Origin of the sequence: Micromonospora sp. NPDC051196 (assembly GCF_040682415.1) — a bacterium.
GTDB lineage: Bacteria > Actinomycetota > Actinomycetes > Mycobacteriales > Micromonosporaceae > Micromonospora.
Genome location: NZ_JBFBAY010000006.1, coordinates 60,759 through 81,867 on the forward strand (window position 1 = coordinate 60,759; position 21,109 = coordinate 81,867).

At 67.8% G+C, this 21,109-nt stretch carries 20 protein-coding genes and 1 pseudogene; 14 read left to right on the forward strand and 7 right to left on the reverse strand.

The genetic code is table 11. The features are described from left to right. Positions 1-45: 45 nt before the first annotated feature. From AB0M35_RS14425 to AB0M35_RS14435, 3 genes are all read left to right on the forward strand, one after another. On the forward strand, positions 46-1,065 hold the full coding sequence (locus AB0M35_RS14425; protein ID WP_363745321.1) for a sugar phosphate isomerase/epimerase: 1,020 nt from the start codon (positions 46-48) through the stop codon (positions 1,063-1,065). A gap of 84 nt (positions 1,066-1,149) precedes the next feature. Then, positions 1,150-2,478: a TIGR04013 family B12-binding domain/radical SAM domain-containing protein gene (locus AB0M35_RS14430; protein WP_363745323.1), complete on the forward strand. Its 1,329-nt coding sequence runs from the start codon at positions 1,150-1,152 to the stop codon at positions 2,476-2,478. Positions 2,479-2,490: 12 nt separating this feature from the next. Beyond that, positions 2,491-2,871, forward strand: a complete 381-nt coding sequence (locus AB0M35_RS14435) for a MazG-like family protein (RefSeq protein ID WP_363745325.1) — start codon at positions 2,491-2,493, stop codon at positions 2,869-2,871. On the opposite strand, the gene AB0M35_RS14440 is transcribed toward AB0M35_RS14435, so the two are convergent. The 3 genes from AB0M35_RS14440 to AB0M35_RS14450 form a co-directional block, all read right to left on the reverse strand. Continuing rightward, complete coding sequence (locus AB0M35_RS14440; protein WP_363745327.1) at positions 2,825-3,595, reverse strand: alpha/beta hydrolase; 771 nt, start codon at positions 3,593-3,595, stop codon at positions 2,825-2,827. The genes AB0M35_RS14435 and AB0M35_RS14440 overlap by 47 nt on opposite strands. 67 nt (positions 3,596-3,662) lie before the next feature. Beyond that, positions 3,663-4,232 carry a DJ-1/PfpI family protein gene (locus tag AB0M35_RS14445; protein WP_354970464.1) on the reverse strand — a complete coding sequence of 190 codons (570 nt, stop codon included), beginning with the start codon at positions 4,230-4,232 and terminating at the stop codon, positions 3,663-3,665. A gap of 88 nt (positions 4,233-4,320) precedes the next feature. Next, entirely contained in the window at positions 4,321-5,064 is a 744-nt protein-coding gene (locus AB0M35_RS14450; protein ID WP_363745329.1) for a GntR family transcriptional regulator, read from the reverse strand. Between the two features lie 298 nt (positions 5,065-5,362). On the opposite strand from AB0M35_RS14450, the gene AB0M35_RS14455 reads away from it, so the two are divergent. From AB0M35_RS14455 to AB0M35_RS14485, 7 genes are all read left to right on the forward strand, one after another. Then, complete coding sequence (locus AB0M35_RS14455) at positions 5,363-6,796, forward strand: extracellular solute-binding protein (RefSeq protein WP_363745331.1); 1,434 nt, start codon at positions 5,363-5,365, stop codon at positions 6,794-6,796. Positions 6,797-6,810: 14 nt separating this feature from the next. Further along, complete coding sequence (locus AB0M35_RS14460) at positions 6,811-7,740, forward strand: sugar ABC transporter permease (RefSeq protein ID WP_363745333.1); 930 nt, start codon at positions 6,811-6,813, stop codon at positions 7,738-7,740. Further along, a complete protein-coding gene (locus AB0M35_RS14465; RefSeq protein WP_363745335.1) occupies positions 7,740-8,651 on the forward strand; it encodes a carbohydrate ABC transporter permease in 912 nt (303 codons plus the stop codon). Before AB0M35_RS14460 ends, AB0M35_RS14465 begins: the two co-directional genes overlap by 1 nt. Then, positions 8,651-9,718: an ATP-binding cassette domain-containing protein gene (locus AB0M35_RS14470; RefSeq protein WP_363745337.1), complete on the forward strand. Its 1,068-nt coding sequence runs from the start codon at positions 8,651-8,653 to the stop codon at positions 9,716-9,718. Before AB0M35_RS14465 ends, AB0M35_RS14470 begins: the two co-directional genes overlap by 1 nt. After that, positions 9,718-10,794 (forward strand): ABC transporter ATP-binding protein, encoded by a 1,077-nt coding sequence (locus tag AB0M35_RS14475; protein WP_363745339.1) that lies wholly within the window; start codon positions 9,718-9,720, stop codon positions 10,792-10,794. The genes AB0M35_RS14470 and AB0M35_RS14475 overlap by 1 nt, the downstream gene beginning before the upstream one ends. 58 nt (positions 10,795-10,852) lie before the next feature. Then, positions 10,853-12,313, forward strand: a complete 1,461-nt coding sequence (locus AB0M35_RS14480; RefSeq protein WP_363745341.1) for an NAD-dependent succinate-semialdehyde dehydrogenase — start codon at positions 10,853-10,855, stop codon at positions 12,311-12,313. Between the two features lie 126 nt (positions 12,314-12,439). Further along, on the forward strand, positions 12,440-13,657 hold the full coding sequence (locus AB0M35_RS14485; RefSeq protein ID WP_363745343.1) for an iron-containing alcohol dehydrogenase: 1,218 nt from the start codon (positions 12,440-12,442) through the stop codon (positions 13,655-13,657). Between the two features lie 83 nt (positions 13,658-13,740). On the opposite strand, the gene AB0M35_RS14490 is transcribed toward AB0M35_RS14485, so the two are convergent. Further along, positions 13,741-14,229, reverse strand: coding sequence for a VanZ family protein (locus AB0M35_RS14490; RefSeq protein WP_363745345.1), 489 nt, complete (start codon positions 14,227-14,229; stop codon positions 13,741-13,743). Between the two features lie 306 nt (positions 14,230-14,535). Further along, on the reverse strand, positions 14,536-15,582 hold the full coding sequence (locus tag AB0M35_RS14495) for an alpha/beta hydrolase (protein ID WP_363745347.1): 1,047 nt from the start codon (positions 15,580-15,582) through the stop codon (positions 14,536-14,538). On the opposite strand from AB0M35_RS14495, the gene AB0M35_RS14500 reads away from it, so the two are divergent. Then, complete coding sequence (locus AB0M35_RS14500) at positions 15,556-16,485, forward strand: WYL domain-containing protein (RefSeq protein ID WP_363745349.1); 930 nt, start codon at positions 15,556-15,558, stop codon at positions 16,483-16,485. The genes AB0M35_RS14495 and AB0M35_RS14500 overlap by 27 nt on opposite strands. A gap of 112 nt (positions 16,486-16,597) precedes the next feature. Here AB0M35_RS14500 and AB0M35_RS14505 read toward each other — a convergent pair whose 3' ends face one another. Beyond that, on the reverse strand, positions 16,598-16,873 hold the full coding sequence (locus AB0M35_RS14505; protein ID WP_363745351.1) for a hypothetical protein: 276 nt from the start codon (positions 16,871-16,873) through the stop codon (positions 16,598-16,600). Between the two features lie 124 nt (positions 16,874-16,997). Here AB0M35_RS14505 and AB0M35_RS14510 point away from each other — a divergent pair. Then, positions 16,998-17,159, forward strand: a pseudogene (locus tag AB0M35_RS14510) (IS5/IS1182 family transposase); the annotation flags it as partial. 85 nt (positions 17,160-17,244) lie between these two features. Continuing rightward, on the forward strand, positions 17,245-17,757 hold the full coding sequence (locus tag AB0M35_RS14515; protein WP_363745353.1) for a SigE family RNA polymerase sigma factor: 513 nt from the start codon (positions 17,245-17,247) through the stop codon (positions 17,755-17,757). 523 nt (positions 17,758-18,280) lie between these two features. Here AB0M35_RS14515 and AB0M35_RS14520 read toward each other — a convergent pair. After that, positions 18,281-19,936, reverse strand: a complete 1,656-nt coding sequence (locus tag AB0M35_RS14520) for a hypothetical protein (protein ID WP_363745355.1) — start codon at positions 19,934-19,936, stop codon at positions 18,281-18,283. A 338-nt stretch (positions 19,937-20,274) separates the two neighbouring features. Here AB0M35_RS14520 and AB0M35_RS14525 point away from each other — a divergent pair, with 338 nt between their 5' ends. Next, a complete protein-coding gene (locus AB0M35_RS14525) occupies positions 20,275-21,099 on the forward strand; it encodes a class I SAM-dependent methyltransferase (RefSeq protein WP_363745357.1) in 825 nt (274 codons plus the stop codon). Positions 21,100-21,109 lie beyond the last annotated feature (10 nt).

A 21,109-nucleotide genomic window follows, 5' to 3' on the forward strand; every position in this document is an offset into this window, starting at 1 on the left:
GGCCAGGGACCTCGACGCGGGTCCACACCACGAGAGGAGTGCCACATGTGTTACGGGTACGACGGCGGGGCCGCGTTGCGGCGATCCGTCATCGACCGGCGGGGGCTGTTGCGCGGATCGTTGGCGGCCGCCGCCGGGGTGGGGCTGGTCGCCTCCGGGATCGGTGCGACCGCCGCGAGCGCCGGCCCTGGCCACGGTCACGGGCCGGGTCACGGTCATGGACATGGGCCTGGCCACGGGCACGGGCACGGGCACGGGCCTGGTCATGCTGGTCGGCGGCACGTGCCGCCGGGTCTGATCAGCATTCAGCTCTGGACGGTCCGCGACGCGTTGAACGGCTCACCGGGCTACGACGCCACGCTTGAACACCTCGCCCGCATCGGCTACCCGAAGGTGGAACTGGCGCTCGGCTACTTCGGCCGCAGCGCCGGTCAGCTGCGCCGGTTCCTCGACGGCATCGGGATCAAGGCCAGCTCCAGCCACGACGGAATCAGCGCCGACGCCGCCGGGCTGCGGCAGAAGATCCAGAACGCGGTCACCCTGGGCCAGAAGTTCATCGTGGTGCCGTACCTCTACTCCGAGAGCGCCGACGACTGGAAGCGCTGGGCGGAGCAGATGAACGTCGAGGCCGCCGCGGCACGCAAGGCGGGCCTGCGGTACGGCTACCACAACCACGCGCACGAGTTCACCATCGACCTCGGCGGCGGTCGTACGCCCTGGGACATCCTGACCGCCGAACTCGACCCCAAGCTCGTCCACCTGGAGATCGACATCTACTGGGCGGTCACCGGTGGCATCGAGTCCGGTGCCGGCGCGGCCGACCCGGAAGGCTTCACCCTGGACGTGATCCGCTCCGCGCCCCAGCAGGTCCTTCAATACCACGTCAAGGACCGGCACGCCGCCGACGGGGACATGGCCGACCTGGGCACAGGGATGATCGACTTCGCCCGGGTCTTCCGGGGCCACTCGGTGCTGGAGTACATCGTGGAGAACGACACCCCCGACGTGACGCCCCAGCAGACCGCCGAGGTCGGCTACCGCTACCTGCGCAAGCTGCGGTACTGACCGTCTGATGACGGCACCGGGCCGGCTCGGTCGGCCCGGTGCCCGTCGACACCACAGCCGGTACCCCCTGACACAATCGCCGCCATGGAAGCTGCCGAGCTGGTGCTGGTACTGCGCTACCGCAAGGCGGTGACGTACGGGCTGCACGTCCTGCTCGGCGCGCTGGAGACCCATCAGACCTCCACCCGGTACGAGGTGCGGTTCGGCGATACCCCGGAGGCGACCGCCGCGCACATCCGGGACGCCGCCACCACCGCGAGCCGGGTGCTGGTGCTGTGGTCGTTCTACTCCCCCGACGCCCACGCCCTGGCCCAGGAACTGGCCGAGATCCGCGCCCTGGCCGACGCCCCGAACGTGACCCACGTCGCCGGTGGCGTGCACGCCACCGCCGAGCCGGTGCAGACCCTCGACGCCGGGTGGGACATCGCGGCGGTCGGCGAGGGCGAGACCACACTGCTCCACCTCGTCGACGCCGTCGGTGACCCGGCCGGGATCACCGGGCTGGTGTACCGCGACGGCACCCGCTCCGTGGTACGCACGGGACGACCGCAACGGCGACCGCTCGACGACTTCCGGGGCTTCTCGCTGCGCTGGGATCGCTTCAACGCCCTGGAGATCACCCGAGGCTGCGTCTTCTCGTGCCGCTTCTGCCAGACACCGTTCATGTTCTCCGCGAAGTTCCGGCACCGGAGCGTGCCGAACGTGCGGTGGCACGTCGACCAGATGCGAGCGCGTGGGCTGCGCGACGTCCGGTTCATCACGCCGACGGCGTTGAGCTACGGCAGCCAGAGCGAGGAACCGAACCTCGACGCGGTCGAGGAACTGCTGGCCAACTGCAAAGAGGGCATCGGGCCCAACGGGCGGGTCTTCTTCGGCTCCTTCCCCAGCGAGATCCGACCAGAGCATGTCAGCCGCACGGCGCTGCGGCTGGTCAAGAAATACTGCGCGAACAACAACATCATCGTGGGCGCCCAGTCCGGCTCCGACCGGGTGCTCGACGCCGCGAAACGCGGCCACGGCGTCGACGAGGTCAAACGCGCTGCCCGACTCGGCATCGAGGAAGGCTTCCGCATCAACGTCGACATGATCTTCGGCATGCCCGGCGAGAACGACCAGGACGTCGCCGACTCACTACGGCTGGCCGGTGAACTCGCCGAGGTCGGCGCCCGCATCCACGCCCACACCTTCATGCCGCTGCCCGGCACCCCGTGGCGTGACGCCCCACCCGGCGACGTCGACCCCGAGACCATCCGCCAGGTCGACCGCCTCTCCCAGCGCGGCGCACTCTACGGACACTGGCAGAAGCAACGCGAACACGCCGCCAGGCTTGCCGCAGCCGCCGAGGCGTACCCCCGCCCCGGACGCAGCCGCACCATCCTGCCCCAACTGCCGAGAAAGACCAGCGAACACTAGAAAGACAACTCGATGACTGACCTGTTTGATCTCGCCGCCCTGGTAACCGCCCGGCTGGACGCCATCAACGGCCGCAGCCGCGAGGAGACCGGCCTGCGCATCCTCAAGGTCACCGAAGAAGCAGGCGAGGTCGCCGCAGCGTGGATCGGCACCATCGGCCAGAACCCCCGCAAGGGCGTCACCCACAACACCGACGACGTAGCCGCCGAACTGGCCGACGTGGTGCTCACCGCCCTGGTCGCCATCACCAGCCTCGGCCACGACCCGCGTCACGTCGTCACCACCTGCGTCGACAAGGTCGCCGCTCGCCTCGACACCTACCCGACGAAGGGACCTGCCGCAGCAATCAATGACAGCGGTCCCGGCGGAGGAAGCACGACAACAGTTGCCTGAACTCGTGCGGGTGCTCGATCGCCGGCACGTGCCCGCATCGGCCGAACACGTGCAGACGGACATCGGCCAGGTGTTCGAGTAAGGGCGGGGTTGCCGTTCCGAGCGGGGTGACTCGGTCCTCGGCGCCGTGCACGAGCAGCACGGGCGCGCGGATCGCTGCCAGCGTCTGCGCCGAGAGGGTGAGGTCGTCGGCCCATCGTGCCCTGGGTGGAGGGAACAACGACGCGAAGGCGGCCGCCCCCGCTCTCATCGCAGCTGCACGGGCATCGACGGCCGAGTCGGTCACGAGCGTCTGGTCGAGGACGAGGCGACTCAGCATGTCTCGTGCTCCGATCGGGCCGGCGGGGGCGGCCCAGATCGCATCGAGCTCGGCGGACAGCGGCGCCCCGGGGGCGCCCATCGTCGAGACCGCCACGACCCGGGTGACCTGCTGGGGGCGCGCGGCCGCCAACGCCAGCGCCACGGCACCGCCCATGGAGTGACCCACCACGCTGTAGTGCTCGATGCCGAGAGCATCCATCAGGCCTGCGGCCTGCTCCGTCCACAGCCGGAGCCCACCCCTAAAGCCTGCCGGGACAGGGGTACGGCCGAACCCCGCCTGGTCGGGAGCGACAATGTGCACGGTTTTCAGTGCCTGCGCGGTCATTGCCCAGGCTCCGGACCCGGTCGTGCCGGGTCCGGAGCCGTGCAGCATCAGCACCGCGGGCCCGGTACCGCTCTCCATGAGGTGAACGGGGGAGCCGTCGACTGTGACGGTCCGAAGTGCCGTCACCGGGGCACGCCAGGTGCGCTCAAGCCGATGCGGGGTTGACGGACTTCGAGAAGACTTCCATCATCGCCCTGCCGAATTGCGGCATGTCGGGCCATCCCCGGCAGGAGACGAGGTTGCCGTCCACGACGTCGGGAGCGTCGATGACCGTCGCGCCCGCGTTCTCCATGTCACCGGTGATGGGCGGGAAGCAGGCCGTCTTTCGACCTTTCAGCAGCCCGTACACCGCTGGCACCTGGGCGCCGTGGCACACCAGCGCGATGGGGAGGTTGCGGGCGAAGAAGTGCTCGGTGATGCGCCGGACGTCGGCGTCGACCCGGATCCACTCGGGGGCACGCCCGCCGGGGATGATGAGGGCGTCGTAGCGCTCGACGTCGACCTCGGCCCAGGGCACGTCGACCGGCAACTTCCGGCCGTTCTTCTCCACGTAGGCGTCGGAGTTGGGGTCGAACTCGTGGATGACCAGTTGCACGTCACGCATCGTCCGTGACGAGACGTCGACGTCCCAACCGCCCTCCTGCACGCGGTAGTAGGGATACATGGTGTCGAGTTCCTCGGCGGCGTCGCCGGTCAGGAGCAGCGCTCTGGGCACCTGCTTCTCCTCGCATCTGGGGACGGGCGAGATAGATCCAATACGATCCGATCCGATCGGTTCAGCATTCCCCGGCCCAGTCCGCCCGTCAAGCCTCTACCGCCACCGCGTCCGCGTCCTCGATCTCGTCGAACAATCGTCGGAAACGCTCACCGGAGCGCAGGATGTGCCGACGCATCGCGTAGGCGGCGGCGTCGGGGTCACGTGCGGCGATCGCGGCCACGACTTCCTCGTGCTCGGCCATGGCCAGGTGGGTGACCTGGGCGTCGCGGTGCAGCCGGAAGAGGTGCACGTGGCTGTGCAGGCGAGCCAGCGTTTCACGGATGACCTGGTTCTCCGCGCTCAGAGCGACGAGATCGTGAAAAGCGGCGTCGCGCAGACCGAAGGCGCCGTAGGCCGCGGGTCCGTCGCCCCCCTCCAGCTCCGCCATCTCCCCCAGCATTCGTCGCAGACCGGCCACCTGCTCCAACGATGCGCGTTCGGCGGATCTACGGGCCGCTGCCGGCTCGAGGAGCAGGCGGACCTCAAGCATGTCCTCGAATCGGTGCCGGGTGATCTGAGGGGGAATGCGGTAGCCGGCATGGGGCACACGCACGACCAGACCCTCGGCCTCCATGCGGTTCAGAGCGTCCCGGATCGGTGTCTGCGAAACCCCCAGCTCTCGCGCCAGGACGTCGATCGTGACGCGGGAGCCAGGCTCGATCCGTAGCGACATCAACTGTCCGAGCAGCGTGTCGTACACCTCGTCGGCAAGCCGGCCGCCAGCCCTTCCCGACGACGTTCCGCCCGTCACGACCCTACGGCCCCGCGCGATCATCGCTTCGTCGTCCATCGTGACGTGAGGTCCTTCCTTGCGCCCTTCGGGAACCCATTGACATCAGTCACAACGCTGCGACATGCTGACGCCCCACCGGATCGTATAGGAAAAGTGGCGGATGATCGCCATCCTGCCGATGGACCGAAGGCTTCTCAACGGCATGACGACCCGGTACATCGCGGCGCACTCGTGACGCCGGTCCGCAGGTCGGCCCGCGCGACAGCCCGGCAACACGCCCTGAACAACCCAGCAACTGCTCGGCCAAGCACATAGCGAGGTTCTCGAAGTCCGAACCCAGAAAGCAGGCAGGAAGATGCGGCATTCACAGCGAATAGGACTATTTTCCGCTCCCGGACGAAAGGCGCAGCTGGCGACGGCGGCCATGCTGCTGGTGGCCACGACCGTGGTGGCCTGCGGCGATGGCCGGGACGACGGCGCGACGGCGAGCGCCCCCAAGGCACCGGCGACCGTCCCGGAGCTCACCAAGGACCCGCTGACTCTCAGCTTCATCTGGTTCGACTGGCCCCCCGCCCAGGCCCTGGAAGACTTCGCGAACGCGGAGTACAAAAAGGAGCGGCCGAGCGTCACCGTCAAGGTCAACACCGTGCCGAACGCGAACTGGCACGATGCGATGTTCACCCAGTTCGCCGCGCGCAAGACCGACTTCGACATCGCGATCCTGGACTCGCAGCACATCGGCGAGGCCGTGACGAACGGCAACATCCTCGACATCACCGACTTCGTCAAGAACAACATCGACGTCGAGGCCTACAACCCGTACCTGCTGGCGGCGTACGGCCAGTTCCCGCAGGCGGAGACCGGCCAGCGTGACGAGAACGCCAGCCTGTACGGGCTGCCGCTGCTCGGCGACACCTGGACGATGATCTACCGCAAGGACCTGATCGGCGACCAGCCGCCGCAGACCTGGGACGAGATGATCTCAGTCGCCGAGAAGTGTCAGGCGGACAACCCTGGCGTCAGCGGGCTGGCTTTCCATCAGGCCAACGGCTCCGACGCCGCGGCCGTCACCTACAACACGGTCAACGGTGTCTACGGCGGCAACCTCTGGGACCCCAAAACCCGCAAGATCGACGGCATTCTCAACGACGCCGCAGGCCACGAGGCGATGGACGTCCTCGTCAACAAGATGAAGCCGCTGACCGCAAGGGGCTCCGGCAACTGGTTCATCGACGAGGTGAACGCGGCGGTCGCCCAGGGCAAGGCCTGCATCGCGTTCAACTGGATCGCCGCGAGCGGCGGCCTGCTCGATCCGAAGGAGTCGACGCTCGGCACCACCCGGGAGCAGATCCTCGACAAGCTGGGTTTCGCCACCCTGCCGAGCCAGAAGACCAACCTGGTCCCGCTCGGCGGCATGGGGATGCACGTGTCGGCCTACTCCGCCGAGGCGAACCAGGCGGAGGCGCTCAACTTCATGAAGTGGTTCCAGCGGGCTGATGTCCAGAAGAAGTGGGCCGCGGCCGGTGGCGTGCCGTCGCGTACGGACGCCCTGTCCTCGCCCGAGTTCCTCAATGCCGGGCCGTTCAACCAGGTGTACGCCGACTCGGTGCCGCGAATGCGGGACATGTGGAACGTGCCCGAGTACGCGCGCCTGGTCGACATCGAGAACACCAACGTCAACGCGGCTCTCAACGGTGCGAAGAACCCGAAGGCTGCGCTCGACGACATCGCCAAGGAGCAGCAGAGCGTACTCGACTCCAGCAGCCGCAAGGGCGGCGGCGGACTGTGAGTGACCCCGTACCTGTGACGACCGATGCCGGGCAGGTGGCGGCGGCGACGCCACCTGCACCGGGTCGGCCCCGCCGGCTGAGCGACCGCGGGCTGGCGGTGGCGTTCATCTCCCCCGCGTTGCTGCTGTTGCTCGCGATGTCGGTGTTCCCGTTGCTGTGGGCGCTGTACCTGTCGTTCACCGACTACTCGGCCACCCGAGGCGGGCGCGCCTACTTCGTCGGGTTCGGCAACTACACCGCCATCCTGACGTCGGCGCAGGTCCACCAGCGGGCCCTGACCACGTTGATCTACGTGGTCGGCGCGGTCACCCTGCAGACGGTGCTCGGCTTCACCATCGCGTACCTGATCTCCCGGCGTACCCACGGGCGCGGGCTGCTGACCACGTTGTTCCTGGTCCCGATGATGCTGTCGCCGGTGGTGGTCGGGCTGTTCTGGCGGTTCATGCTCGACGCCCAGTTCGGCGTGATCAACAGCATGCTCGGGTCGCTCGGCCTGGGGCAGGTGGAGTGGCTGACCCGGCAGCGTACGGCGTTGATCTCCCTGATCGTGGTCGACACCTGGCAGTGGACGCCGTTCATCATGCTCATCGCGCTGGCGGGGCTCACCGCGGTGCCCAAGTACCTGTACGAGGCCGCCTCGATCGACCGGGCGTCGGAGTGGTTCCGGTTCCGCACCATCACGCTTCCGCTGGTGTGGCCGCTGCTGCTGATCGCCGTGCTGTTCCGGGCCATCGAGGCCTTCCGGCTGTTCGACCTCGTCTACATCCTCACCAGCGGCGGGCCGGGTGTCTCCACCGAGACGTTGTCGTTCCACGTCTACAAGGTCGCGTTCCTGGGCTTCAACACCGGAACCGCCTCGGCGTACGGGATCCTCATGGTCCTCGTCGTCATCGTCCTCTCGCAGATCTACCTGCGCTACCTGAACAAGCTCAAGGAGGGCTGATGGCCGTCTCCGTCGACGAGGCCGTGTCCACAGGTCCTGCCCGGGATCGCCGACGCCCCGCGCGCCGCCGGGGCGGCCGGGGCCGCTCGGTGCTGGAGGTCGCGCTGCTGACCGTGCTGGCCGTGGTGATGCTCTTCCCGGTGCTGTGGATGATCGAGACGTCCATCAAGGAGAACCGGGACGTCTACGCCGTCCCCGCCGAGTTCTTCGGCTTCACGGTCACCATGGACCATTTCAAGGACGTGTTCGTCGGTCCCGACGGCGGTCGCTCGGACCTGTCCGTCGCGTTCCTCAACTCCGTCCTGGTCGCCGGGGCGTCCACGGCGCTGGCCACCCTGCTGGGGGTTCCGGCGGCCTGGGCCTACTCACGCTTCGCGGTGAAGGCCAAGAAGGACCAGCTGTTCTTCATCCTGTCCACCCGCTTCATGCCGCCCGTGGTGGTCGTGATCCCGATCTTCCTCATGTACCGCCAGGTCGGACTCATCGACAGCAAGCTCGGCCTGATCCTCATCTACGCCGCGTACAACCTGCCGTTCACGATCTGGATGATGAAGGGGTTCGTCGACGAGGTGCCCGCGGAGTACGAGGACGCCGCCATGCTCGACGGCTACACCCGGCTGCAGGCGTTCCGGCGATACACCCTTCCCCTGCTCGTGCCCGGCATTGCCGCGACGGCGGTCTTCGCGCTCATCTTCTCGTGGAACGAGTTCGTGTTCGCCATCTTCCTGACCTCCAGCGACAGCGTACGCACCGCCCCACCCGCCATCGCCGGCCTCATCGGTGGCACCACTGTGGACTGGGGTCTGGTGGCCGCCGCCTCGGTGGTGTTCGCCCTACCGGTGCTCCTCTTCGCCTACCTGGTACGCAAACACCTCATCGCCGGTGTGACCCTCGGGGCGGTGCGACGCTGATGGCCGGCATCGAGGTGACCGCCCTGCACAAGCGCTACCCGGACGGCACGGTCGCAGTCGAACACATCGACCTGTCGATCGAAGACGGCGAACTGTTCGTGATGCTCGGTCCGTCGGGTTGCGGCAAGACGACCACGCTGCGGGCCATCGCCGGCCTGGAAAGACAGACGACGGGCGACATCCGCATCGGCGACACCCTGGTCAACGACCTACCGCCGGCCGAGCGGGACATCGCCATGGTGTTCCAGTTCTACGCCCTCTACCCGCATCTGAAGACCCGCGACAACCTGGCGTTCCCCCTGCGGGCCGAAGGGCTGCCCAAGTCGGAGGTGCTCAAGCGGGTCGACGAGGCCGCCCGGCTGATGCGGCTCGGTCCACTCATGGACCGGCGACCACGCCAGCTGTCCGGCGGGGAGCAGCAGCGCGTCGCGCTCGCCCGTGCCCTGGTGCGACGACCGCGCGCATTCCTGATGGACGAGCCGCTCACCAACCTGGACGCGGAACTGAGGGCGGACATGCGTACGGAGATCAAGCACCTCCAGGGCGAGCTGGGGGCGACGATGGTCTACGTCACCCACGACCAGGTCGAGGCGATGTCGCTCGGGCACCGGATCGCCATCCTCAACAAGGGCCGCGTCGAGCAGATCGGCACGCCGCTGGAGGTGTACGACCGTCCGGCGAGTCTCTTCTGCGCCGCCTTCATCGGCTCCCCGCCGATGAACCTGATCGAGGTGGAGGTGGCCGACGGGAAGCTGCGCGCTCAGGGCGGGCTGGTCCTCACGCCACCGCCAGGCCTGCCACGCGACCGTCACCTGGTCGCAGGTGTGCGGCCGGAGGCGCTGGAAGTCACCGCACCAGGGGCCGAGCGTTCGGTTCCGGCCCGCGTGGTCTCGGCGGAGTGGCTGGGCGACGAGATCATCTACGTCGTCGATCACAGCGGTCAGCGCGACGTCCGGGTGCGGATGCCACCGACCGTCCGTTTCGCCGCTGACGAACCGGTCGGGCTCCGGCACACCGGCGCGACCCCGGCGGTCTACGACCTGCGTACGGAAGAACTGGTGGCCTGATGGGAACCGTGGCAGCGCACGGGCTGAGCAAGTCCTTCGGCAAAGTCCAGGCCCTGGACGGGGTGACCCTGGACGTGCCGGACGGCTCCTTCTTCGTCGTCCTCGGCCCCTCCGGGGCAGGCAAGACGACAACCCTGCGGGCGATCGCCGGCCTGGAGAAGCTTGACGCCGGGTCGGTGCACCTGGACGGCGCAGACGCGACCGGTGATGCCCCGGCCGCACGCGACCTGGCCATGGTCTTCCAGAGCTACGCCCTCTACCCACGACACACGGTGTACGAGAACATCGCGTCGCCGCTGCGGGCACGCCGCTGTTCTTCCAGCGAGATCACCGCTGCCGTCGAGCAGATGTCGCGCCTGCTGCACATCGAACGCCTGCTGCAGCGTCGTCCCGCGCAGTTGTCCGGCGGTGAGATGCAGCGGGTCGCCCTGGCCCGGGCGCTGGTCCGTAGCCCGCGCGCGTTCCTCATGGACGAGCCGCTGACGAACCTCGACCTCAAACTCCGCGTCGAGATGCGTACCGAACTCACCCGCATCCACCGCAGCCTCGGAGCAACCTTCGTCTACGTGACCAACGACCAGGTCGAGGCCCTGTCCATGGCCAACCAGGTCGCGGTCCTCAAGGAGGGAAAGGTGCAACAGGTCGGCACACCGACCGAGGTGTACGAGCGTCCCGCCAACCAGTGGGTCGCCGGATTCGTCGGGAGCCCTCCGATCAGCCTGCTCGCCTGCCACGCCGAGGGAGATCGTCTGGTCGGTGCGGAAGGATGGACGCTGCCGCGGCCCCGCTGGACCACGGCTGAGGACGGTCAGGCGCTGCTGCTGGGCCTGCGCGCGGAGGACCTGTCCGTCGAGCAACGGGGGCACGCCTCGTTGCCGGGAGAGCTCTACGGGCTCGAGCCGCTCGGTGACCGAACGGTGGTCGACGTCCGAGTGGGGACGACGATCCTCAAGGTCAAGGCACGACCCACCATCACCGGTACGCCGGGCGAGCGGCTGCTGGTCACGGTCGACCTGGACCGTGCGCACCTGTTCGATGCGGGCACCGGCCTGTCGGTGTCCGAGGCTGGGCGGTAACCCGCGCCGGACGGCTCCGTGCAATCGCCCTACCAAGACGATCACAGGAGGCGACGCCATGAGTGACCCGACGAACGTCCTGACCCCCGAACATCGGCGGCTGCGGATCGGCGACGCCTGGCGCGACGCCGAAAGCGGAGCCACCTTTGCCGTCGAGGACCCCGCCACCGGCAAGACCATCGCCGAGGTGGCGGACGCCGGCGTCGTCGACGGGCTCGCCGCCCTGGACGCGGCGAGCAAGGCGATGGCGCAGTGGGCGGCGACCCCGCCACGGAAACGGTCAGAGTTGTTGACCGCGACGTACCAGGCACTGACCGAGCGATCCGAGGAGGTCGCCCGGCTGATAACGCTGGAGATGGGCAAGCCGCTCGCCGAGGCTCGGGCAGAGGTGGCCTACGGCGCCGAGTTCTTCCGATGGTTCGCCGAGGAGGCGGTACGCGTCGAGGGCCGCTACAGCACCGCTCCCGCAGGCGGGTATCGGATCCTCACCGTGCCGAAGCCGGTCGGCCCGTGCGTGTTCGTGACGCCCTGGAACTTCCCGCTGGCCATGGGTGCCCGCAAGATCGCTCCGGCGCTGGCCGCAGGATGCACGACCATCACCAAGCCGGCAGCCCAGACACCACTGACCATGCTGATGCTGGCCCGCATCATGCAGGAGGTCGGCGTACCCCCCGGGGTCGTCAACGTGGTGACCACCAAGCGTGCCGGCGAGGTGGTCTCCGCACTGCTGGCCGACGGTCGGACCCGCAAGCTGTCGTTCACCGGGTCGACCGAGGTCGGGCGGGTGCTGCTCCGACAGGCGGCGGACAACGTACTGCGTACCTCCATGGAACTGGGCGGCAACGCCGCCTTGATCGTGTGTGCCGACGCTGACCTGGACGTCGCGCTCGACGGCGCCATGGTGGCCAAGATGCGCAACATCGGGCAGTCCTGCGTCGCGGCCAACCGGATCTACGTCGAGGAGCCGGTACGCGAGGAGTTCACGGCGCGCTTCGCCGAGCGGATGGGCGCGCTGTCGGTGGGCCATGGTCTCGACGACGGCGTGGACGTCGGGGCGTTGATCGACGCAGCCTCGGTCACCACGATCGACGAGCTTGTCGCCGACGCGGTCGATCGCGGCGCGCGGATCCTGGTGGGCGGCGCGCGTCCGGATGGGCCGGGCCACTTCTACCCGCCCACGGTCCTCACCGACGTGCCCGACGATGCGCGGATGCTGGCGGCCGAAATCTTCGGCCCGGTGGCGCCGATCATCTCGTTCACCTCCGACGACGAGGTGATGGCGAAGGCCAACGACACCGAGTACGGCCTGGTCGGCTACGTCTTCACCCGTGACCTGCAGCGGGCACTCCGGTTCACCGAAGGGCTGGACACGGGGATGCTCGGCATCAACCGTGGTCTGATCTCGGACCCGTCAGCGCCGTTCGGCGGTGTGAAGCAGTCCGGGATCGGCAGGGAAGGGTCGCACGAGGGCATCCTCGAGTACCTCGACCTCACCTACGCCGCGATCGACCTACCGTGACCGGTCTGCTGCCCCGGGCGCCCAGCGTCTGCCTGCGCCACCCGGGCGGTCAACTGTCCCCGGTCTCGCAGGTGACCTGGACGTCCGCCCCGCCAATCGCCGCCGACGTTTCGGAGAGGCACCGACATGCTTGAGACCGTCCGCGGGCCACGCCAGCTGATCGTGGGCGAAGGGGTCGCGCAGAACATCCCACGAGTGGTGGCCGAGAGTGGCTCACGTGTCCTCATCGTGACCGACCAGGTGCTTCTGGGACAGCCGGGCGTGGCCGACATCGTGGCCGCCGTACGGGAAAGGGTCGAGGTCGTCGAGGTGTTCTCCGACGCGACCGCAGACGTGCCACTCGCCGATGTCGCCCTGGCCGTCTCGGTCGCCGCCGAGGTGGACGCCGACGTGATCCTCGCCATCGGGGGCGGCACGGTGATCGACCTCGCCAAAATCGTCGGCGTCATCCGTCGCCACGGTGGAACGCCGCGCGACTACTACGGCGAGTCGAGAGTGCCGGGGCCGACGATTCCTCTCGTCGCGGTCCCGACGACGTCAGGCACCGGCTCCGAGCTCACACCCGTCTCGGTGTTGACCGACCCGGACCGCGCGCTGAAGGTGGGGGTCTCCAGCGTCCACATCGTGCCCGACTTCGCCATCGTCGACCCCGAACTCACCTACACCTGCCCGGCGACCGTCACCGCCCACTCCGGCATCGACGCGTTGTGCCACGCGGTGGAGAGCTACACCGCGCGACCCCGGGCCCACGGACCGCGCGACCCGGTGGAGCAGGTGTTCCTCGGCCGCAACCCGATCACCGACCACTACGCGCTCCTGGCCGCGCAGCGGATCGCCCGTAGCTTGCGTCGTGCTGTCAGCAACGGAGGCGACACGGAGGCGCGCGCGGACATGTCCTACGGGTCCGTGCTCGCCGGGCTCGCCTTCTCCCACGCGGGCAACGCGGCCCCGCACGCCCTCCAGTACCCCATCGGCGCAGCCACGCACACACCGCACGGCCTGGGCGTCGGGCTGCTGCTGCCCTACGCGCTGGACGCGGCCAGGGATGCCATCGGCGACCGGCTGGCCATCCTCGCCGGGGTGTGCGGGCTCGACGTGACCGACGCCTCGGATGCCGAGGCCGCAGACACGTTCCTCACCTGGCTCGACGGGCTCCTGGCCGACATCGGTATCCCGCCCACCTTGGCAGACATCGGCGTGGCCCGCGCCGACCTCCCGCGCTTCGCGGAAATGGCCAGCGGCGTCACCCGCTTGATCCAGAACCATCCAGGCCCGACCGACACCGCCAGCCTGACCGCGATCCTCGAAGCGGCCTGGACCGGGGATCGGACCCGACGGTCCTGACTCCGAGCAGAGATAGCGACCGGCTTTGACATGACGCCGCGTCCGGAACGTACTGGTAGTCGACGGCGGTCAACGGGAGGGGCTTATCGCGCCTGCGGTAAGGACAGCAGGCGATCGGGAACCGGCAGCCGACGCGCCGCGAGGGCGGCCAGGCCCGCACCCGTCGCATTCAACAACACATCATCGATCGACGAAACGCGTCCGAGTGCCAGGGCGTACTGCAGTGCTTCCACCGTGGTCGACATGCCTGCAGCCGCTACGACCACAGATGCGAACCGGACCTGCCACCCCAGCCCTAGACCGAACCCAACCGCCGCAAACACCAGCAGATTGCCTACGATCTGGAAGAACGCGGTCAGCGGATGGTCGGCGAGTATCTCCACAAGATCGCGCAGCGGCACCAGCCGAACCTCTCGGGGTGCATCGAGTGGGGTGAGGACCACCATCAGCCACGGCAGCGTCCAGACCGTGATGGCCGTCGTGGCCAATGCCCGCCGAACCGCCAGCCCCGCTGGGACGCCGCGCTGCCGGTAACAGGCCACGAGGTGACGCGTGCCGACCAGGCTGGCCATGACGAGAGCCACCGCAGTCGCCACGACCGGAAGCCACCGCAGGTACCCGCCTGGGATCATCGTGGAGCATCATAGTCCGGCCGGGAATCAGCCCTGACTGCTCACTTCGCAGCATCCACCCCCGGTAGACCGCGTCGTACGCAGGCGGGAACCGCGCCTCATCGCGGCTATATCCGTGTACGTGATCTTTGTGCTCATGTCCGCGCATCCTGCGGGTTGGTGGCTGGCGCCCTCAACCCGCAGGATGACCAGCGATTACAATCCGCGAACCCTCAGCGGACCTGAAGCGAATCTCCTGCTGTGGCGCTAGGCGGCATCCCGCTGGTCCAGCCACTTGAGAATCGCCTGGTTTGTTTCTTCCGGCTTCTCCTGCTGGATCCAGTGACCGCAATCCAGACTGACCACCTCCACATTCGGCACGAATTCTGTCAGTCTTTCAGACTTTGCGACCGTATCGCGGTCGCCGTAGATCATGAGGGTGGACTGTCGGATGATCGGGTCCACGTCCGCCAGCAGAGACCAGTTGCGGTCCAAGTTTCTGTACCAGTTCAAACCGCCCGTGAAACCTGTTGATTCGAAGGCGGAGACGAAAACGGCCAGTTCACTGTCGCTCATGACAGCCTCACCGAATGGCGTTTCCATTCTGGCGAGGTTGATCAACGCGTTGCCCGGCTGCGGCTCCACGAGGGGCACGTCCTTCCGGTACATGTTCCGAAGGAACTGGTACGTGTTCTCCTCGAACACGGCGTCCGCGACGCCCGGCTGCCGGTTGAAGTGGACAAAATAGAAATCGCTACCGAGCATCTCCTCCATGAACTCGATCCAGGGCTTATCCCCTCGCTCGAGGTACGGCAGGCTCAGGTTGATCACCTTGTTGACACGGTTCGGATGCAACAATGTCAGACCCCATACGACGGCTGCACCCCAGTCATGACCGACGAAGGTGGCATCGTCGTATCCGTAGTGATCGAGCAGTGCGACGAGGTCACCTGACAGGTGTGCGATGTCGTAGTCGGTGACTTCGGTCGGGCGGGACGAGTTGCCGTAACCCCGCTGGTTCGGGACGATGACGTGGTAGCCCGCTGCCGCGAGGGCGGGCATCTGATGGCGCCAGGAGAAGGCGTGCTCCGGCCAGCCGTGACAGAGCACGATCGGGTTCCCCGCATTCTGCCGGCCGGTTTCGAAGACTTCGAGTTCTACACCGTTGACCGAAATGCGGGCAGGCTCGGGAAAGTCGATTGTCATGCCGGCATCCTGCCGACCGATACCGGTCACCTCCTGACCGGTTTTCGTGGCAGTGTTGTCGGAGTGCGAGCCGACCGGTTGATGGCCATCCTCCTTCTCCTGCAACATCGCGAGCAGGTGACAGCAGCGGAGGTCGCCCGGGAATTGGAGATCTCCGAGCGCACCGCCCGCCGCGACCTCGACGCCCTGGGTATGGCCGGGATCCCGGTGTACTCCAGGCAGGGCCGAGGCGGCGGCTGGCGCCTCGTAGGCGGCGCCCGCACCGACCTGTCCGGGTTGACCGCAGGTGAGGCCCGCGCCCTTTTCCTCATCGCCGGCCCGGCCTCGGCTGCGACGCCGGCCGTGAAAGCTGCGCTGCGCAAGCTCGTCCACGCCCTACCGGAACCCTTCCGGGTACAGGCCAAGGCGGCAGCGTCGTCGCTCGTGGTGGACCCGCAGCGATGGGGGGCGAGTCGCATCGAGCCCCGACCGCCTCGCTTCCTCGACGAACTCCAGGACGCGGTGATCCGCGGCGTCCAGGTCCGGCTCGGCTACATCGACCGCGAAGGCACCAAGACCACGCGAACCGTCCACCCGCTGGGCATCGTCGCCAAAGGCCCATCCTGGTACCTCGTCGCCAACACCGAGGCCGGTCGACGGACCTTCCGGATCGACCGCGTTTCGTCCGCCGACCCGACCTGCGACCCCGTGCACCGGCCCGAGGACTTCGACCTTGCCGAAAGCTGGCGCGCGATCGCCGACGAGGTCGACCGCAAGCGCACGCCGCTCGAAGTCCGGGCACTGTGCACGCCCCAGGGAATAGGCGTGCTCCGGATCGGGTTCGGCGGTCGGCTCGAGGTGGGATGTTCCAGGCCCGACGGCCGCATCGAGGTCGTGATCCGTGGCAACGACGAACACATACTCGCTGGCGAGCTTGCCGGGCTGGTCGAATGGATCGAGGTGACCGGCCCTCCGGGTGTGCGAGACCACCTGGTCACGATCGGCAACACGCTCGTCGAGCGATACCGCTGAGAACGGCGTAGACGTCGTACAGCAGGACGATAACCAAGGTCATCCTGCTCACCAGCACCGATGAAACTCCGACTGATCGCACGGCACCACGACGAGACGAGACGAGCGCCAGCTACACGGCCCGACCGTCACCGTGAGAGGGTTCACCCCACGATGCCGACGGGAGACCGCGTGGGATGGTGGCGTAGTGACCGCCAGGTCGGTAGGGCGCGCCGGCCAGTCGGATCAGCCGCAGATCGGTAATCCGGCCGGCGGCGGCCATCAGCAGTGGGTTCGCCACCGCGATGGCCCCGTAGCCGGCCGACACTCCGATCAGGAGCAGCGTGGCGAGCCAGACGAGGCGGTCCTCGGCGCGATCCGCCTCGGCCGCCCACCCGGCGACGTCCACGATCCGCGCTCCGACGGGCGGGGCAATCCGGTTCTGGACGTACACCGCGGCCTGTCCAACGCGGAGCTGGCCGCACACCTCAGTCTCAGCCTGCCTACCGTGAAGACGCACGTCGGGCGGAAACGACGTGATGACCTTCGCCGGCAAGGGCTACCAGGATGCCCGCGACAGCGTGCGCACGCCGTTCAAGCGACGCCACTTCCGGTGCACGCTGACACGCCGGGAGAAGGCCGTGAACCGGGCCCACGCGAAGATCCGCGCCCTCGGCGAACCCGCGATCGCCACCCAGGATGAAGAGCATCCCATGGATAGTGGCTGCGGTCCCGCGCGTCTGTGGTGGTGAATGAGGCGTACCGGACGGAGCTGAGCGGTTGGACGACAAGGCGAGAGCCAGGTTCGGCGAGTTCGCGCAGAACCGGACCGCCGCCCTGATCAGGGCGGCCTACCTGCTCACCGGCGACCAACATGCCGCCGAGGATCTGGTGCAGTCGGCGTTGGCCAAGACGTACGCCAAATGGCCGACGATCCGGCACGAGGACCCCGAGGGGTACGTGCGCGCGGTGATGTACCGCGAGCGGGTCAGCTGGTGGCGGCGCCGGGGACGACTACGGGAGACGCTGGTCGGCTCGCCGGTCGAGCAGGAACACCCGGACGACAGCGGCCATGCCGACCTGCGGCTGGCCATGCGGGCAGCCCTGCTGCACCTTCCCGTGGCGCAACGCGCGGTGCTGGTCCTGCGGTACTACGAGGACCTGCCCGAGCAACAGGTGGCCGAGGTGCTCGGCTGCTCGGTCGGGACGGTCCGCAGCCGGACCCACCGGGCGGTCAGTCGGCTACGTGAGGTGCTACCCGGTGCCGAACTCGTGCTGGAGCTGAAGCGATGAACACCCCGATCGACGACCTCATCCGATCCACCCTTACCGATCTTGCCAAGGAGGCAGTTCCGATGAATCTGACTGATTCCGCCGTCGCTCGGGCGCGCAGGCGTCGTACCCTCACCGTCTCGGTGGGGGTGGCGGGCGTCGTCGCCGCCCTCATGGTCGGCACGCCGCTGGCGTTGGCGGTGAGTCGGGACGCCCCGCCGCCGTCCGCTCCCGCCGACCAGCCGCCGGTGGACTTCCCCAGTCCTGTCCCGATCAGTCCTGTCCCGTCCCCACCGGTAAACCTGCCCAGCCCTGTCCCGATCAGTCCTGTCCCATCTCCGCCGGTGGATTCGAAGGGTCCGGGCACGGGTTCCTAACTTCATAACCCGTCAGCACGCGGTCCCGCCCTGGACGGGGGGAGCAGTTTGGGATGTGTCCCGCCCGGGAGATCGCCCTGCACCTCGCTTTACGTAGGGGCAGGTCAAGCGCCGTACGTCTGCGCGTTCGAGGGACGCGATTCGGCTCTCCACCGGCGGCGCGTCGCTCAGCGAGCGGCCAGCGGGACAGCGATGAGCAGGACCACCAGGCCGATGGCCAGTGCCCGGTCGTAGAAGCGCAGCCGGTGATGCCTGTAGGTGTTCGGCCTGGTACGGGCCTCGATCCTCGGCGCGAACCCTATGCTGATGGCGAACGCGAGCACGACGAGGAAAGACCGAGCGAGCGCCGAGCCGGTGCCGAGCGCCAACTGCCCGCATGCCTGCGTCTTCCGGATCAGGTACCGCTGGGGGTACCGGTCGGTCGGTGTCGCCGGTATGTGGGAGCAATCGGCGGTCCGCGCGATCCAGTCTGTGACCGGATGCCCTGCCTGGGTGGTGGCGATGAAACCACTCGGGTTCTTGGACAGGCCGCGTGCGGCGGCGTTCCAGGAGTCGGCGGGCATGTCCGGCGCGTGGAGGATCGACTCGGACAGGTCGACCGCCAACTGCATCAGCCCGCGGGCGGAGTTCGACGTGGAGTAACGGGCGGTTACCTCCAGCGGTGTCATGGTAGCCCAGAGCATCACGACGGCAATCACAGTCACGGCGAGTACGGCCACACCCCACACGAACCGGGTCCCGGAGGCCAAGAAGGCGAAAAGCACGGCAAGGCTGGTGAGCGTCCACCAGGCGGCGAGCGCGTCATAGTCCCATCCGGACCGGGCGAGGAGCCCGTACGCCCACAGTGGCAGGGCGACGACCGTTCCGGTGAGCATGAGCAGCATGAACATCGTCCCGGGACCGAGTTCGGTGTGCGTGGCCGCGAGCACCCAGACGATTCCAAGCGCAGCGCCAGCGATGAGGAACGTCGCGAAGCTGGCCAGGAATGGCCGGTACACCTCCTTGACGATCTCGGCGAAGGTGTTCGTGAGCACCGTCTGCAGTACCAGGCCACCGACCGAGAACACCGCGATCGAACGCAGGAGCTGCCAGAGGCTTGTGGCACGACAATCGCTGTCGGTAGCGTCGGCCCGCGCCACACGACGGTAATGAAGAATCATCTCGACAGTCAGGCCGGTCACGCTGCCGACGACGATACTCAACACGCTGGGGCCCGGATTCTGCCGAAACACAGCGATGGCAACCCATACGAACCACCCCAGAGTAGCGCCGACCCCGCCGATGACGCCGCAGAAGAGCGGGTAACGCAGCAACACACCGGGTTGCGGTTTACGCCGGGCAGCGGGCGCCGCAGTACCGGCGGGCCGATCCGGTAACCGCCGGGTTGGGTGTGGCGTTTCCACCACCGGCTCGTCTTCGTGCGGCTCGTCGCTGATGTCGGGGCTTGGTGCGGCGCTCCTCGGGGCTGGTTGCGAGCCGACCACAGGACGGGGTCCGGATCCCGCGAGGCTCGGCGTGGCGTTTTGCCGGCGGAGGAGAAATGCGATGGCCGATCGGGTCGTTGCCCCCCATGCGCGGAACATCTCGGACAGATCCCAAAACCAGCTTTCGACCCGCTCGGTGAACATCACCAAACCCACTGCTCCGGCCACCAGAGCGAGGAAGAACAGCCGGTTACCCCACTCGGAGACCGAGTCCTCGATCCGGTACCCCGCGATAAAGCTTCGGTCGTTGACGTCGCGGAGCAAACCCCGCGAGATCATCATGGACACGATCGAGACGGCCAGCAGTGCCCAGCCAAGACCTCGCCGCAACCCGTCCACACGAGATATCTTCGGCCGGTACGTGGGTCATCGTCTTCACCTAATCGGCCAGCCCGGGAGCAAGAAACAATGTCGGGGATATTGTTTGGTTCCGCTTGGACCCCGGCTGTCAACGACGGCTGAAAGATGGCTCCGCGCTGCCTTGTCGTTCTCCCTTGGAAGAGGGCTCAGGTGCGCGCGGGGGGTGTAGCCGGCTTCTCAGGCGACCGGGAGGTCGATCCGTCGTCCGGTTCCGTCCGGCTCGAAGCAGAGCTGCCGACGTGCGTAGTCTGCGGCCAGATCCGGTAGCCCATGTCGCGGCGCGTCCGGCCGGTGCGATGGGCTGCGAGACTGTTCGGATGTACGACCCGACCCAGTTCAAGGGCACCGCTCGGTACTACCGGCATGGGCGGCCGCCCTACTCGGCTCAGCTGGGCGATGTGCTGGCAGGCGAGCTTGGGCTCGACGGCAGCGGCCAACTGCTCGATGTCGGGAGCGGGCCCGGCACGGTGGGACTGCAACTCGCCCCGCTCTTCGAGCACGTGACGCTGCTGGAGCCGGACGCGGACATGCTCGCCGAGGCCCGCGCCTACGCAGCGGCAGAGAGGCTAGCAGCGGTCGACTTCGTCCGGGCCACTGCTGAGGACCTCTCCAACCTGACGCTGCCGCAGATGCGGATGGTGACGTTCGGACAGTCGTTTCATCGCACCGACCGCGTTCGTGTCGCCGAAGCCGTCTGGGACGCGCTGGAACCGGATGGGGCGATCGCGCTCATCGTCCACGACCCGACCCGGCCGGCCCCGCAGCAACTGCCGGACACGCCACCCATCCCGCATGACGACGTCGATCGGCTCATCAGGGCCTACCTCGGGCCGCAGCGGCGCTCGGGTGCCCGACCAGCAACGTTCTACCAGGCGGAGCGCTTTGAGCAGACGCTTGCCCGCACTCGCTTCGGAAGACCGCGCGTCGTCTACGCACCGGGAAGGCCCGACATCGTCCGTGATGTCGACGGCGTCGTCGCCGGCTATCTGTCGATGTCCTTCGCTGCACCTCACCTGTTCGGGTCCAGGCTGGAGGAGTTCATCGCAGAGCTTCGGGTCCTGCTGGAGCATGCATCGCCGACGAGCGGTCTGTTCTGGGACTGGCCCGGTGACACAGAAATCCTCATCGCCGAACGACGGTGACGTTTTCAAC

What these genes read in the sequence shown, in the direction of transcription:
- AB0M35_RS14425 (WP_363745321.1), top strand. Translation starts at nt 46, where the DNA reads ATGTGTTACGGGTACGACGGCGGGGCCGCGTTGCGGCGATCCGTCATC.
- AB0M35_RS14430 (WP_363745323.1), top strand. Translation starts at nt 1,150, where the DNA reads ATGGAAGCTGCCGAGCTGGTGCTGGTACTGCGCTACCGCAAGGCGGTG.
- AB0M35_RS14435 (WP_363745325.1), top strand. Translation starts at nt 2,491, where the DNA reads ATGACTGACCTGTTTGATCTCGCCGCCCTGGTAACCGCCCGGCTGGAC.
- AB0M35_RS14440 (WP_363745327.1), bottom strand. Translation starts at nt 3,595, where the DNA reads ATGGAGAGCGGTACCGGGCCCGCGGTGCTGATGCTGCACGGCTCCGGA.
- AB0M35_RS14450 (WP_363745329.1), bottom strand. Translation starts at nt 5,064, where the DNA reads ATGGACGACGAAGCGATGATCGCGCGGGGCCGTAGGGTCGTGACGGGC.
- AB0M35_RS14455 (WP_363745331.1), top strand. Translation starts at nt 5,363, where the DNA reads ATGCGGCATTCACAGCGAATAGGACTATTTTCCGCTCCCGGACGAAAG.
- AB0M35_RS14465 (WP_363745335.1), top strand. Translation starts at nt 7,740, where the DNA reads ATGGCCGTCTCCGTCGACGAGGCCGTGTCCACAGGTCCTGCCCGGGAT.
- AB0M35_RS14470 (WP_363745337.1), top strand. Translation starts at nt 8,651, where the DNA reads ATGGCCGGCATCGAGGTGACCGCCCTGCACAAGCGCTACCCGGACGGC.
- AB0M35_RS14475 (WP_363745339.1), top strand. Translation starts at nt 9,718, where the DNA reads ATGGGAACCGTGGCAGCGCACGGGCTGAGCAAGTCCTTCGGCAAAGTC.
- AB0M35_RS14480 (WP_363745341.1), top strand. Translation starts at nt 10,853, where the DNA reads ATGAGTGACCCGACGAACGTCCTGACCCCCGAACATCGGCGGCTGCGG.
- AB0M35_RS14485 (WP_363745343.1), top strand. Translation starts at nt 12,440, where the DNA reads ATGCTTGAGACCGTCCGCGGGCCACGCCAGCTGATCGTGGGCGAAGGG.
- AB0M35_RS14490 (WP_363745345.1), bottom strand. Translation starts at nt 14,229, where the DNA reads ATGGCCAGCCTGGTCGGCACGCGTCACCTCGTGGCCTGTTACCGGCAG.
- AB0M35_RS14500 (WP_363745349.1), top strand. Translation starts at nt 15,556, where the DNA reads ATGGCCATCCTCCTTCTCCTGCAACATCGCGAGCAGGTGACAGCAGCG.
- AB0M35_RS14495 (WP_363745347.1), bottom strand. Translation starts at nt 15,582, where the DNA reads ATGTTGCAGGAGAAGGAGGATGGCCATCAACCGGTCGGCTCGCACTCC.
- AB0M35_RS14525 (WP_363745357.1), top strand. Translation starts at nt 20,275, where the DNA reads ATGTACGACCCGACCCAGTTCAAGGGCACCGCTCGGTACTACCGGCAT.